At 71.3% G+C, this 13,202-nt stretch carries 12 protein-coding genes; 7 read left to right on the plus strand and 5 right to left on the minus strand.

Annotated elements, in window-relative coordinates; translation table 11 throughout:
- Positions 1–148 precede the first annotated feature (148 nt).
- Positions 149–352 carry a cold-shock protein gene (locus ACSMXX_RS18070; RefSeq protein WP_028429801.1) on the plus strand — a complete coding sequence of 68 codons (204 nt, stop codon included), beginning with the start codon at positions 149–151 and terminating at the stop codon, positions 350–352.
- A 437-nt stretch (positions 353–789) separates the two neighbouring features.
- Positions 790–2,418, plus strand: coding sequence for a chaperonin GroEL (gene groL / locus ACSMXX_RS18075; RefSeq protein ID WP_473179729.1), 1,629 nt, complete (start codon positions 790–792; stop codon positions 2,416–2,418).
- 206 nt (positions 2,419–2,624) lie between these two features.
- On the opposite strand, the gene secD is transcribed toward groL, so the two are convergent.
- From secD to ACSMXX_RS18090, 3 genes are all read right to left on the minus strand, one after another.
- Complete coding sequence (gene secD, locus ACSMXX_RS18080) at positions 2,625–4,967, minus strand: protein translocase subunit SecD (RefSeq protein WP_473179730.1); 2,343 nt, start codon at positions 4,965–4,967, stop codon at positions 2,625–2,627.
- A 113-nt stretch (positions 4,968–5,080) separates the two neighbouring features.
- On the minus strand, positions 5,081–5,446 hold the full coding sequence (locus ACSMXX_RS18085) for a hypothetical protein (RefSeq protein ID WP_473179731.1): 366 nt from the start codon (positions 5,444–5,446) through the stop codon (positions 5,081–5,083).
- Positions 5,447–5,583: 137 nt separating this feature from the next.
- Positions 5,584–6,360 (minus strand): IclR family transcriptional regulator, encoded by a 777-nt coding sequence (locus ACSMXX_RS18090; RefSeq protein WP_473179732.1) that lies wholly within the window; start codon positions 6,358–6,360, stop codon positions 5,584–5,586.
- 246 nt (positions 6,361–6,606) lie between these two features.
- On the opposite strand from ACSMXX_RS18090, the gene ACSMXX_RS18095 reads away from it, so the two are divergent.
- Positions 6,607–8,058 carry an MFS transporter gene (locus ACSMXX_RS18095; RefSeq protein ID WP_473179733.1) on the plus strand — a complete coding sequence of 484 codons (1,452 nt, stop codon included), beginning with the start codon at positions 6,607–6,609 and terminating at the stop codon, positions 8,056–8,058.
- Between the two features lie 99 nt (positions 8,059–8,157).
- Here ACSMXX_RS18095 and ACSMXX_RS18100 read toward each other — a convergent pair whose 3' ends face one another.
- Positions 8,158–9,399: an MFS transporter gene (locus tag ACSMXX_RS18100; protein WP_473179734.1), complete on the minus strand. Its 1,242-nt coding sequence runs from the start codon at positions 9,397–9,399 to the stop codon at positions 8,158–8,160.
- A 125-nt stretch (positions 9,400–9,524) separates the two neighbouring features.
- Here ACSMXX_RS18100 and ACSMXX_RS18105 point away from each other — a divergent pair, with 125 nt between their 5' ends.
- The 3 genes from ACSMXX_RS18105 to ACSMXX_RS18115 all read left to right on the plus strand — a co-directional run bounded on the left by ACSMXX_RS18105 (position 9,525) and on the right by ACSMXX_RS18115 (position 11,511).
- Entirely contained in the window at positions 9,525–10,298 is a 774-nt protein-coding gene (locus tag ACSMXX_RS18105; protein ID WP_473179735.1) for a hypothetical protein, read from the plus strand.
- Positions 10,295–10,864 (plus strand): hypothetical protein, encoded by a 570-nt coding sequence (locus tag ACSMXX_RS18110; protein WP_473179736.1) that lies wholly within the window; start codon positions 10,295–10,297, stop codon positions 10,862–10,864. Before ACSMXX_RS18105 ends, ACSMXX_RS18110 begins: the two co-directional genes overlap by 4 nt.
- Positions 10,865–11,130: 266 nt before the next feature.
- On the plus strand, positions 11,131–11,511 hold the full coding sequence (locus ACSMXX_RS18115; RefSeq protein WP_473179737.1) for an amidase: 381 nt from the start codon (positions 11,131–11,133) through the stop codon (positions 11,509–11,511).
- On the opposite strand, the gene ACSMXX_RS18120 is transcribed toward ACSMXX_RS18115, so the two are convergent.
- Positions 11,498–12,409, minus strand: a complete 912-nt coding sequence (locus ACSMXX_RS18120; protein ID WP_473179738.1) for a Vgb family protein — start codon at positions 12,407–12,409, stop codon at positions 11,498–11,500. The genes ACSMXX_RS18115 and ACSMXX_RS18120 overlap by 14 nt on opposite strands.
- A gap of 154 nt (positions 12,410–12,563) precedes the next feature.
- Here ACSMXX_RS18120 and ACSMXX_RS18125 point away from each other — a divergent pair, with 154 nt between their 5' ends.
- Positions 12,564–13,175 carry a TetR/AcrR family transcriptional regulator gene (locus tag ACSMXX_RS18125; protein ID WP_473179739.1) on the plus strand — a complete coding sequence of 204 codons (612 nt, stop codon included), beginning with the start codon at positions 12,564–12,566 and terminating at the stop codon, positions 13,173–13,175.
- The last annotated feature ends 27 nt before the right edge of the window (positions 13,176–13,202 follow it).

Raw genomic sequence — 13,202 nt, forward strand, 5'->3', positions numbered from 1 at the left:
AGAGGGCGTCCGTACAGATACATTCAGCCGCGGTCGACGCGTTCCGGCTTACGTATCCGTATGTCTGCGGAGCCGTGCCGGAGGTGAGGTCTGACCCGGGTTCGTGAAGTGCGGGCTCGTGCAAGGGCCAGTAATAGGGGAGTTAGGGATGGCTCAGGGCACCGTCAAGTGGTTCAACGCGGAGAAGGGATACGGCTTCATCGCGGTCGACGGTGGTGCAGACGTATTCGTCCACTACAGCGCGATTCAGATGGACGGCTACCGCACCCTGGACGAAGGACAGCGGGTCGAGTTCGAGATCTCGCAGGGTCAGAAGGGGCCGCAGGCGGACATGGTCCGTGTGACTGCCTGAGCACCCGCAACACTGCGCAGAGCTGCAACAGCCGTAACAACAGCCGTACGAAGGGCCGTACTCCACAGAGGAGTACGGCCCTTCTGTGCTGTCCGCTGTGTGCTGTCCGCGCAGTCCCGGTCCGTGGTCCGCGGCGCCCGTCCGCAGCGCGCCGTCCGCCGTCCGCGGCCCCGTCCCGTACCGCGCAGCTTGCGTCGGTCGCGGGCCGGTGTGATGTCCTGGGGGCGCTTGCACTCGCAGGGGCCGAGTGCTAATCATTGCGTTAGCACTCTACGAGTGAGAGTGACAGTCAAGGACCGGGTCGGTGAGGCTCGTTCGCCGGGTGGAGCAAGGAACCACACGGCTTGCGCGCCGTCCGTCGCGGGCGCCAGCGCGGTCCGGTATACCCGTCCCCTGGTTGTGCAGGGGGATCCCCAGTCCGGGAGGGACCACTTCACATGGCCAAGATCATCGCGTTCGACGAGGAGGCGCGGCGCGGCCTCGAGCGCGGGATGAACCAGCTCGCCGACGCCGTCAAGGTCACGCTCGGCCCCAAGGGCCGGAACGTCGTGCTGGAGAAGAAGTGGGGCGCGCCCACGATCACCAACGACGGCGTCTCCATCGCCAAGGAGATCGAGCTCGAGGACTCCTACGAGAAGATCGGCGCGGAGCTGGTCAAGGAGGTCGCCAAGAAGACGGACGACGTCGCCGGTGACGGCACGACGACCGCGACCGTCCTCGCGCAGGCACTCGTCAAGGAGGGCCTGCGCAACGTAGCCGCAGGCGCCAACCCGATGGCCCTCAAGCGCGGTATCGAGCGGGCCACCGAGGCCGTCTCCGCCGCCCTGCTGGAGCAGGCCAAGGACGTGGAGACCAAGGAGCAGATCGCCTCCACGGCCTCCATCTCCGCCGGCGACCCGCAGATCGGCGAGCTGATCGCCGAGGCGATGGACAAGGTCGGCAAGGAAGGCGTCATCACCGTCGAGGAGTCGCAGACCTTCGGGCTCGAACTCGAGCTCACCGAGGGCATGCGCTTCGACAAGGGCTACATCTCCGCGTACTTCGCCACCGACATGGAGCGCATGGAGGCGGAGCTCGAGGACCCGTACATCCTCATCGTCAACTCCAAGATCGGCAGCGTGAAGGACCTGCTGCCGCTGCTGGAGAAGGTCATGCAGTCGGGCAAGCCGCTGCTGATCATCTCCGAGGACGTCGAGGGCGAGGCGCTCTCCACGCTCGTCGTCAACAAGATCCGCGGCACCTTCAAGTCCGTCGCGGTCAAGGCTCCCGGCTTCGGCGACCGCCGCAAGGCCATGCTCGGCGACATCGCCATCCTCACCGGTGGCACGGTCATCTCCGAGGAGGTCGGCCTCAAGCTGGAGAACGCCGGTCTGGATCTGCTGGGCCGCGCCCGCAAGGTCGTCATCACCAAGGACGAGACGACCATCGTGGACGGCGCGGGCGACAGCGAGCAGGTCGCCGGCCGTGTCTCGCAGATCCGCGCCGAGATCGAGAACTCCGACTCGGACTACGACCGCGAGAAGCTCCAGGAGCGTCTGGCGAAGCTGGCCGGCGGCGTGGCCGTCATCAAGGCCGGTGCCGCCACCGAGGTCGAGCTGAAGGAGCGCAAGCACCGCATCGAGGACGCGGTGCGCAACGCCAAGGCCGCCGTCGAGGAGGGCATCGTCGCCGGTGGTGGCGTGGCTCTGCTCCAGGCGTCCAGCGTCTTCGAGAAGCTGGACCTGGAAGGCGACGAGGCGACCGGCGCGCAGGCCGTGAAGCTCGCGCTGGAGGCACCGCTCAAGCAGATCGCGATCAACGCCGGTCTCGAGGGCGGCGTCGTGACGGAGAAGGTGCGCAACCTGAAGCCCGGTCACGGCCTCAACGCCGCCACCGGCGAGTACGTCGACATGCTCGCCGAGGGCATCAACGACCCGGCGAAGGTGACCCGTTCCGCGCTGCAGAACGCCGCCTCCATCGCGGCGCTCTTCCTCACGACGGAGGCCGTCATCGCCGACAAGCCGGAGAAGGCGGCCGCCGGCGGCGGCGACCCGACCGGTGGCATGGGCGGTGGCATGGACTTCTGACCGCGCAGCGGTCGGAGTCCGGCTTGCCGAGGGGCACCACCTCACGGCATGGATCGGTACCGAGGGCGGCATCCCGGAAGGGGTGCCGCCCTCGGCGTGCGCTGGGCACGTGTGCCCTGCGGTACGTGTGCCTGCCGCACGTGTGCCTGCCGCACGTGCGACTCGCCGCACGTGCGGCTCATCGCACATGTGCCTCGCCAACCGGACTACACACGCGCTCCGTTGTCGTGCGGGGAGCGGCGGGCCTTCGACCGGGCGCTGCCAGGCCCGGACTTGCGGCCGCCGGTGCGGGGCGGCGTGTGCGTGCTGCGGTTCTCGAATTCGACGGCGAGCGGGGCGCCGACGAAGAGCGAGGAGTACGAGCCCACCACGATGCCGATCAGCAGGGCCAGCGCGAAGTCGCCGAGCGAGTCGCCGCCCAGCACCGCGAGCGCGGCGATGATGAACAGAGCGCCCATGCCGGTGTTGAGGGTGCGCGGCACCGTCTGCACGACCGCTCTGTTGACCACGTCCCGGAACGGCCTCTTCCGTTCACTCGGGGCCTGCCGGTGCCGCCCCTGCTCCTCGGAGCGGACTCTGTCGAAGATGACGACGGAGTCGTTCACCGAGTAGCCGATGACGGTCAGCAGAGCCGCCAGGAAGACCCCGTCGACGGGCCTGCCCAGCCACGCGAAGGCCCCGACGAGGATGACCGTGTCGTGCGCGAGTGACAGCACCGTCGAGCTGCTGAACGTCCACCGGAACCGGAACGCCAGGTAGAGCAGCTGCGCGCCGAGCGCGACCGCCAGCGCGATCAGGGCGTTCTGCCGCAGTTCGTCGCCGAGGCTCGGTCCGAACAGTTCGTCGCGTACCTGGTCGGCGTCGCCGCCGAGGCCGGCCAGCGTGGAGCGGACCGTCTGCTCCTGGTCGTCCGTGAGCTGCTCGGAGCGCACCGTGATCTCCTTGCCGGCGCCTTCGCCCCCGCCGGAGCTCTGGACGACGGCGTCCGGCAGCCCCGCGTCGGAGAGCGCCGTGCGTGCGGCTTCGGGGTCGACGGCCTGGCTCGTGGAGTACTCCACCAGCCGCCCCCCGGTGAACTCGACGCCGAAGTCCAGCCCGCGCAGCACGATTCCGGCCACCGCGAGGAGCACCGCCGCGGACGAGACCGCGAGCCAGCGCCTCCCGTACCGCATCCAGTCCGGATTCCGTTGCGTCAGCCGCGTACGTACGCGTCCCAGCCCGGCGAGTCCCGAGATCCGCGGACGGGCGCGTACGGCGCGCCGGCCCGCGGCGAAATCCACCAGCACCCTCGTGACGACCAGCGCACTGACCATCGAGGCGAGCACGCCGATGGAGAGCGTGACGCCGAAGCCGCGCACCGGCCCCGAGGCGAGCGTGAAGAGCAGCAGGGCCGCAAGGAGCGTGGTGACGTTGGAGTCGATGATCGCGCTGAACGCGCCGCGGAAGCCCTTCGCCGAGGCGGTGCGCAGGCTCTTGGCCCGCCCGCTGCGTTCGTACTCCTCCCGCCCTCGTTCGAAGACGAGGACGTTCGCGTCGACGGCCATGCCGATGGCCAGTACGAAGCCGGCGAGCCCCGGCAGCGTCAGCGTCGCTCCGAACGCGAGCAGCGCGGCGTACGCGATCAGCCCGTAGCACAGCAGGCCCACGGCCGTGAGCGCGCCGAACAGCCGGTAGACGAACACCACGAAGGCCGACGTGAGTGCGACACCGATCACGGCCGCCCACCCGCTCGCCTCGATCGCCTCGGCGCCCAGCGTCGGTCCGACGGTGTGACGTTCGATCACCTCGACCGGGACGGGCAGGGCGCCGCCCTCGATGAGGGTGGCCAGTTCCTTGGCCTCCTTCTCGCTGAAGTCCCCGGTGATCTGGGTGTTCCCGCCTCCGATGCCCTGATTGCAGGAGACGGACGGGTCGACCTGCGGCGACGAGATGACCTTCTCGTCCAGGACGATCGCCACGCGGCGCTGCGGGTCCCCGGCGGGGGAGCAGGCCGCCTTGCCCGTCAGGTCCTTCCATTCCTTCGCTCCCTTGTCGCGGAAGCCGAGGTCGACGAACCAGCCGGAGCCGCGCTGCTGGTCGAGGCCGGCCTTGGCCGACTGCACCTCGACACCCGTCATGGCGGAGTCTCCGAGCTTGATGGGACGGCCGGACTCGTCCTTCCCGGCGCCTCCCTCGCCGGCCCGTTCCCCGGGCTCCGGGGCGCCCTCGACGGGGTGGAAGGTGAGCTGGGCGGTGCGGCCGAGGACCTCGGTGGCCTCCTTGGGGTCGGTCAGGCCGGGGAGTTCGACGATGATGCGGTTGTCTCCGGAGCGCACGAGGTTGGGCTCGGCGACTCCGAGTGCGTCCACGCGCTGGCGCAGCACTTCCATCGTGTCGTCCGTGGCGGACGGCGTCGCTTTCGCCGACTTGGAGTCACGGGTCTCCAGGACGATCTGTGTTCCGCCGCGCAGGTCGATGCCGAGGCGGGGTTCCTTGGTCATGGCGAGGACCGCGGCGAGGGCCATCACGGCAAGCGCGATCACCGCCCGCACCCTGTTGGCGCGAGTCATGGGGCTGCCTCCTACACAGGCACACCGGCACCCGTCGAAGGGCAGCGGTGGTGAAGGTGACGGCACTTACGGGCGCGCGTCGGACGACGGGCGCCGGGTGCCGATGTCGGGTCTCAGATGCCTGTGCCGGCCGGCGGAGCGCGTCCGTGGAGCGGCGAGCGGTGCGTGAGATGCGCGGCGGAGAGCTGCGGGCGCTCCGGCAGTACGGAACCGTGCTCCGCCGCGCGGCCGTTCTGTTCGACGGCGGGAAGCAGCGGGAGAGGTGCGTGCGTGGCGGCGTGCGCGGGGTGCGCGATCGCGCCGTGCAGCTGCTGCGGCGGGCCCTGGTGGTATGTGCTGCCGGCGGACGGGCCGTGTGCGGGGCCGTCGTGCGCGTCCGGCTGCTGCGCCACGGCGGCGGAGCCGAACAGGGCGAGCAGGACGGCGAGAAGAATGCCGGGCAGACGCGGCCCCGTGCTGCGTACGCGGCGTGCCACCATGCCCCTCCTCACCCTGGTCCCCTCCCGGCAAGCTTGCCCGTCACGGCACCAGCTCCGACTCACTTCGGCTCGGCGTCCGTCCGGCCGGGAGTGGCGGACGGGCACGCTGCACAGCCTGCCCCACAAACCTCCGCCCATCAACGCCGTTCCAGGCAGCCGGGCGCCGGCGCGCCCAGGGTCAGCGAGAAGCGCTGTGCCGCGGCGGCGACGGCTCTCCCGCACCGGGCCAGGGACGCCTCGCCCGAGAAGCTGCTCAGGGTGACCGCGCTCATGCCGCCGACGGCCAGCCCCGAGTGGTCCAGGACGGGCGCCCCGACGGCGACGACGCCGTACTCGTTCTCCTCGCGGTCCTCGGCGTATCCGCGTTCCCGTACGGCGGTGAGTTCGCCGAGCAGCTTCGCCGGGTCGGTGTGGGTGTGTTCCGTGTGCGCGGGCATGCCGGTGCGCTTGAGGAGGGCGAGGACCGACTCGTCGGGCAGCGTCGCGAGTACGGACTTGCCCACCGATGTGGAGTGCAGCGCGAGGCTCATGCCGATGCGTGAGGCGAGCCGGTAGGGCTTGTCGGCCTCCAGCTTGGCCGCGTAGACCGCCTCGTCGCCGCTGAGCAGGGCGAAGTGGACCGTCCAGTCCGTCTCTTCGCGCAGTGCCTCCAGGACGGGGCGCGCCTGGTCGGGCAGGTCGCCCTCGCGCTGGTGGGCGCCGACGAGCGTGAGGACGCGGGGTCCGGTCGCGTAGCTGCCGCGGCCGAGGGGGCGGGCGAAGCCGCGTTCGACGAGGGTCTGCAGGATCCGGTGGACGGTGGGCTTGGGCAGCGCTGTGACCTCAGAGATCTCCGCGATGCTGCGGTGTCCGGCCAGCGCCTCCAGCACGTCGAGTGTCTTGTCCGCCGCAGTACGGTGCCGCTCGCTGGCCATCGGCCCAGTCTAAGCAGCGGGACCGTTGCGGGGGCCCGGTCCAGGTGTGCCCCGGGTGCGGCCGGTCCAGGGGTGCCCGTCTGCTGCTGCCGCGCGGGTTCACAGCCCCGGAGGGCTGTGGCAGCATTCCGGAACCCCGGGGTCGGTTTCCGGAACAGAGTTCCGTCAGGCAAAACGATGGTGAAGGTGGGCCGGAGTCCGGACCCGGGCGGCCAAGGCGGCAGGGACGGATGAATCGAGACGGCGATGTCCGAGGAACCACCACCCACCAGGATCACGACCCCCACCCCCGACCCGGAGAACCCGGCGCCCACGGGCGCAGCCGACGCGGGCGCGGCACCCGCGGGCGAGGCCGACGCGGCGGAGACCGGGGCCACGGCCCCGCCCAGGAGCATGCGGACGGACCGTGAGCTGCGGCGCGTGGTCACCGCGTCCGTCGTCGGTACGGCGCTCGAGTGGTACGACTTCTTCATCTACGGCACGGCGGTCGTGCTGGTCTTCAACGACCTGTTCTTCGTCCAGGACGACCCGGCGGCCGGCACGCTGATCGGCCTCGCGACCTTCGGCGTCGGCTTCGTCTTCCGTCCGGTGGGCGGCTTCTTCTTCGGCGCCCTCGGCGACCGCATCGGCAGGCGGGCCACGCTCGTACTGACGACGCTGGTGATGGGGCTCTCGACGGGCCTGATCGGCCTCCTGCCGACGTACGAGTCGATCGGCGTCATGGCTCCCGTGCTGCTCACGCTGATGCGGGTGTGCCAAGGGCTGGGCGCGGGCGCCGAGTTCGGCGGTGCTTCGACGCTGCTCGCCGAGCACGCCCCGGCCGAACGGCGCGGTTTCTACGCGTCGTTCGCACAGATGGGCGTGCAGGCGGGGCTCGTGCTCGGGATGGTCGTCTTCCTGTTCGTCGGGATGCTGCCGCAGGCGAGCCAGCAGAGCTGGGGATGGCGGCTGCCGTTCCTCTTCAGCTTCGTACTGATCGGGGTCTCGCTCTATCTGCGGCTGCGCGTCGCCGAATCCCCCGTCTTCCGGCGGATGAAGGAGAACAAGAGCGTCGTGAAGCTCCCGGTCCGTGAGGCGCTGCGGCGCTATCCGCGCAGCTTCCTGGTGGGGATCGGCGCGCACATCTGCGACACCTCGGTGGTGTACATCTATGCGACCTTCTCCGTCTCGTATCTGACCGTTCAGGTCGAGCAGCCCAAGTGGGTCGCGCTGACCGGGGTGATCTCGTTCGGGCTCGTCGTGATCGCGCTGCAGCCGGTGTACGGCGCGCTGTCGGACAGGATCGGGCGCAGGCCGCTGAACCTGTTCAGCGTCGTCTTCACGGGGCTGTTCGCGTACCCGTTCTTCCTGCTGCTGGACACGGGTGTCCCCGTGGTCATCTGGCTGGCGATGATCGTGGCGACCTCGCTGGGTCTGGCGCCGATGATCGCCGTCCAACCGGTCTTCTACGCCGAGCTGTTCGGGGCGCGGGTGCGCTACACCGGGTTCGCGGCGTCGCGCGAGACGGGTGCGGCGCTCGCCGGCTTCTCGCCGTTCATCGCGGCGGCGCTGCTGGGGTACGCGGACGGCGACCCCTGGCTCGTCGCGGTCTTCATGGCGGCGACGGCGGCGGTCTCGCTCGTCGCCTTCCTGTACTCGAAGGAGTCGCGGCAGACGGACGTCGGACTGGAGGAGCACGCGCCAGCCGCGCCTTCGTGATGAGGCGCGGGCGTCGTGCGGCGCGGGCGGTCGCGTCGCGCCGGCCGTCATGTCGCGTCGGCCGTCACGTCAATGCGGGCCGTCATGTGGCGCGGGCCGTCATGTCGCGCGGGGCGCCCGCCCCGCGCGCAGCAGCGCCGCCAGCACGGAACCGGCGAGCGCGGCGACGATCAGGCTGAAGGCGATTCCCGCCGCGCGGAGCCCGAACAGATCGGCGGCCACCCCCACGCCGATCACGGGCAGGGACAGCGCCACGTAGAGCACGACGAAGTACGTCGAGGCCACGTCGGCACGCCGCGCGACGGGAGCCTCGGCGTTGACGGCCGCGAGTCCGGCGCGGAAGCTCATGCCCTGACCGACTCCCGCGATCACGCCTCCGGTCACGAGCAGTTCGAACGACCGCACTGTGAACCCGGCCGTCAGCAGGCACATCCCCGCGACGAGTCCCGCACACCCGAGCGGCAGTGACGCCTCGCCGAACCGCGGTACCAGCACGATCTGCCCCACGGCGGACGCCGCGAACACGCCGAAGATCACAACGCCCGTGAGCGCGAAGCTGTCCATGCCCAGCAACTGGCCGAGGAACGACGGAGACACGGCCGTGAAGAGCCCCAGCACCGCGAAGCCCGCGAACCCGGCGATGCCCGCCCGTACGAAAGTGCCGCGCATCCCCTGCGGAACCCCCGGTTTCGTCACTCGCATCCTGGGACGCCGCACGGTGCCTCCGACAGGTTCCGGCATGAACCACAACCCGGCAGCCACCAGCAGGAGCAGCGCCAGGTCGACCGCGTACGGGAGACGAAGCGGCGCCGGTGCGACTTCGGCGAGCACGCCGGCCAGCAGCGGGCCGCTGCCCAGGCCGCCCATCTGCACCACCGTGGCGACCAGGCTGCCCCGGCCGGAGTTCCTGTTGCCGTCGGCCAGGTCGACGAGGGCGGCGGTCGCCGTGCCCGTGAAGATGCCCGCGGACAGGCCGGACAGCAGCCGCCCGACGAAGAGCAGTTCCAGATTGTGCGCGGCGAGGAAGACGACGGCGCTGAGCATCGACAGCACGAGCCCCGGCAACAGCGTCCGGCGGCGGCCGACTTCGTCCGACACATGGCCGACCAGCAGCAGCGCGGCCAGCACCCCCGCCGCGTACGTCGCGAAGACGACGGTGACCATGAGGGTGGAGAAGTCGAGCTCCCGCTGGTAGACGACGTACAGCGGGGTCGGCAGCGTCGTCCCCAGCATCGTCACCGTGAAGGCGGCGGCCACCAGCCAGAACGCCACGGGGCGCGTGACGGTCCTGCGTTCGCGCATCCCCGTGCTGCCGGATCCCGGTTCCGTGTCGCCGCTCATGCACCCATGATCCGCTCCGCCGTGGCCGTCGTCCCGGCGTTTGCGGACGGACGGCGCGGCTACCCGGAGGCGAACTATCCGCTACGAGAAGAAAACTCGGGGTGGGCACAGTGTCATCAGTTGTGATGATTGTTCTGATAGCGGCCGTTGCCGTCGTTGTGGCCGGTGCGCTCTTCACCGGTGTCGGCAAGCGCGGCGGCCCGGGCCTCAAGCGCCGCTTCGGGCCCGAGTACGAGAGGGTGCTCGTCCGCCACAACGGCGACACCAAGGCCGCGGAGCGTGAACTCTCCGCGCGGGTACGCACATACGGCTCCATCAGGCCGCATCCGCTTCCGCCGCAGGTGCGCGAGCAGTACCTGAGCCGCTGGACGGCGGCGCAGGAACGCTTCGTCGAATCGCCGCGGCAGGCTCTCGCCGAGGTGCACCAACTGCTGGGCGGCCTGGCTCAGGCGCGCGGCTTCCCAGGTCCGGAACGCCATGGCGAGCACATCGACGCGCTCTCCGTGCACCACCCTCACCACATCGAGGGCTACCGGCGGCTGTGGGCAGTCGCGACGGCGGGCACGGGGGGCACGGCGGGCACGGCCGGTATGGCGGGCACGACGGCTCCGTCCCGGACGGCCGGTGCGCCCGGTACGGCTGATACGCCTGGTGCGCCCGGCACGCCTGCCGCGGAGGACGCCGCCGGTACGGAGGACATGCGGGTGGCCATGCTCGAAGCCCGCGCGTTCTTCGACGTGCTGGCCACGGAGCAGCCCGAGCCGAAGCCCGGGCGGTCCGGGTGGCGAGCCGGGTGGACCGGACGGGCGCCGCAGACCGCCCGCCCGCTGACCCACGACGGCACGGCCCGGGGGCTGTTCACCGCTCGCCGTCCCACGAACGGACGGGAGGCGTCGTGACGCCACGCGAGACGGCCCACCGCGACTCCGCCGATCCCGGTTCGCGGGAGGGCACCCCGGCCGCCGCCAACCCGCCCGCGGTGCCGCCCGCTCCGCCGGGAGCACCGGCCGACCCGGCGGCGACCGGCACCGGGCCGGGCCACGGCCTCGTACCGCCGACGGCGGCACAGCGGCGGCAGACGCCACCTGCCGCCCGCCGGGAGCACGTGGAGGAGGCCGGCGCCACCCCGTTCCTGGACCGGGACGAGCGCGACCGCCTCACCGCTCGCCTGCACCACGCCGTCAGCGGCTTCGTGGAGGGGCCGCGTCGCGCGGTCGAGCAGGCGGACGACGTCTTCGACGAAGCCGCACGCCACCTCGAACAGGCCCTGGCCCGGCGGCGGCGCGCACTGCGCGAGCCGTGGCAGAACCGCGAGCCGTGGCAGAACGCGGACGGCCTGGACGGCTCGGCCGGCCCGGGCGGCGCGACCGGCCCGGCCGGCCCGGACTCCGAAGCGGGAACGGAGCAACTGCGCCTGGCCCTGCGCCGGTACAAGCAGGCGACGGAGCGGCTGCTGAAGCTTTGAACGGATGTGACCAGCCGGTCACCGGTCGTTGTCAGTGCCCTCTGCGAGGGTGACGGCATGGCGAACTCGTTCAGTTCGAGGCCTGCGACGAATCGGGAGGCCGGCCCGCCGTCGTGGATGACGGCTCCAACTCGACGACCGTGCACGGTCCTACGTATGAAGAGGCCCGCGAACGCGCATACGAGGCCGCGGGTCTGCCGCACGAACGGCCGGTTCCTCCCCCATCGCCGGGATGGCACCGCTTCAATCTCATCCACTGTCCTCCGGTGGAAGTGCCCCCGCTGGACGACCCACGTTTCGCCGCTCTCCGGGCGAGTCCTCCGGAAGGCTGCGTCGCCGCGGGCTTCGGGCCGTACTTCGGGCTGAAGTGCGAGCGGCCCGGGGCCAGGCTCCTGGACGCGGTCGCCGAGCTGTGCGCCGAGGTCAGGTCGGAGCACGGCTTGCCGATGACCGATCTCGGAATCGAGAAGATGTGGGAGTGGTGCAACGACGGTACGGACGGGTGGGGGGCGGAAATCGTCGGCCAGTTCCTCCTCATGGCCGCGGAACGGGGCGGGGAACTCGGCTACAGCGTGGAGGACTTGGTGGCGTTCCTCCGCAAGTCCGCCGGCGGGGCGCCTCCGGCGCGTGAGGTCAGCGCTCCGTGACGCGGGCCAGCGCTCCCGATTCCAGGGCCGTCCAGATCGCGCCGTCCGGGCCGGGGGTCAGGCCGTGCGGCTCGGCGTGCGGGGTGTGCAGGGCCGCTTCCGTGAGGGTGCCGTCGGGTGTCATGCGGCCGATGCGGCCCGTGCCCCATTCCGTGATCCAGCACGCGCCGGCGGCGTCGACGGCCACGGCGTGCGGACGGGAGGCCGGGTCGGGGAGCGGGAATTCGGTGATGTCGCCGGAGGCGGTGATGCGGCCGACCGCGCCCGCGCCGATCTCCGCGAACCACACCGCGCCGTCATGGGGGTCGGCGGCGATGCCCACCGGCGCGGCCCCTGCCGTCGGCAGCGGGAAGGACGTGATCTCGCCCGCCGTGGTGATACGGGCGACGGCATCGGCCTGGTTCAGCGTGAACCACAGCGCGCCGTCCGCCCCCGCCGTGATGGCCGACGGGTATCCGCCCCGTACGGGCAGCGGGAAGTGGGCCGTCTCCCCGGACGTGGTGATGCGGCCGATCCGGTCCGCCGCGGGCTCGGTGAACCACAGTGCGCCGTCCGGCCCGGCGGTGATCCCGTAGGGGCTCGACTCCGGTGCGGGCAGGGCGAATTCGCGCGTGAGGCCGTCGGTGCCGATGCGGCCGATGCGGTGGTCCTTCGTACGGCAGAACCACAGCGCGCCGTCCGGCCCTTGAGTGATGACGGTCGGGCCGCTGTCGGGGGCCTCCAACGGGTAGAAGCTGAACTTCCGTGCGGGCAGCTCCAGTCGGCCGATCACGCCCGCGTGTACGAGGGTGAACCAGAGCGCGCCGTCCGGTCCTGCCGTGATGCCGTACGGGCCCGCTGCCGGGTCGCCGCCGCCCGCCGCGATCTCGGTCTCTTCTACGATCAGCGTCTTCGTCACGCCGGTCCACCCCGTTCTTCGCGTACTTGTACCTGCCCGTCCGAAGGATGCCGTGCAGTGAATGTCGGCGGCTACAAACGCGACAGTGTTGCGTTAAGGTGGTGAGCGTGACACAGGGGGTTCCGGCCATGCAACGCGATTACGGGGATGGCTCTTGAGCGCCGCTGCGGGTCCCGAGCCGGGTCGTACGCGCCCCGGCGGCCGTACGGCCCGGACGCGTGAGGCCGTGCGGGAGGCGACGCTCGCCGAGATCGCCGACCGGGGCTACGGCGGTCTGACGATCGAGGGCGTGGCGGCACGGGCGGGCGTGCACAGGGCCACCGTCTACCGCCGCTGGCGAAACGCAGCCGGGCTCGCCGCCGACGCCCTCGATCTCGCCTCCGGTGAACCGTGGCCCGTGCCCGACACCGGCGACGTCCGCGGTGACCTTCGGGAACTCACCTCGCTCGTGGTCACGCACTTCAGCGACCCGGAGGCCGGTGCCGTCTCGCGTGCCCTCGTCTCGGCCGCGGTCCACGACGAGGTGACCGCCCGCGCCCTCCACGGCTTTCTGGCCGGCCGGCACCGCGGGGCGGCATCCGTCGTCGTACGTGCCGTGGAGCGCGGGGAGCTGCCCGAGGGGACGGACGGGGAGGAGACGGTACGGGCGGCGGTCGCCCCGCTGTACTACCGGCTGTTCATCTCGGGGGAGCCCGTCGACGCCGAGACGGCGGTGCGGGCCGCGGAAGCTGCGCTCGCCGCGGCCCGCGCCGGGGTGTTCGTTTGACGGCCGGCTCCGCCGGCTCCGAAGGCT

This window comes from Streptomyces sp. DSM 116795, from assembly GCF_055792905.1.

What these genes read in the sequence shown, in the direction of transcription:
- groL (WP_473179729.1), top strand. Translation starts at nt 790, where the DNA reads ATGGCCAAGATCATCGCGTTCGACGAGGAGGCGCGGCGCGGCCTCGAG.
- ACSMXX_RS18105 (WP_473179735.1), top strand. Translation starts at nt 9,525, where the DNA reads ATGATTGTTCTGATAGCGGCCGTTGCCGTCGTTGTGGCCGGTGCGCTC.
- ACSMXX_RS18095 (WP_473179733.1), top strand. Translation starts at nt 6,607, where the DNA reads ATGTCCGAGGAACCACCACCCACCAGGATCACGACCCCCACCCCCGAC.
- ACSMXX_RS18090 (WP_473179732.1), bottom strand. Translation starts at nt 6,360, where the DNA reads ATGGCCAGCGAGCGGCACCGTACTGCGGCGGACAAGACACTCGACGTG.
- ACSMXX_RS18070 (WP_028429801.1), top strand. Translation starts at nt 149, where the DNA reads ATGGCTCAGGGCACCGTCAAGTGGTTCAACGCGGAGAAGGGATACGGC.
- ACSMXX_RS18100 (WP_473179734.1), bottom strand. Translation starts at nt 9,399, where the DNA reads ATGAGCGGCGACACGGAACCGGGATCCGGCAGCACGGGGATGCGCGAA.
- secD (WP_473179730.1), bottom strand. Translation starts at nt 4,967, where the DNA reads ATGACTCGCGCCAACAGGGTGCGGGCGGTGATCGCGCTTGCCGTGATG.
- ACSMXX_RS18085 (WP_473179731.1), bottom strand. Translation starts at nt 5,446, where the DNA reads ATGGTGGCACGCCGCGTACGCAGCACGGGGCCGCGTCTGCCCGGCATT.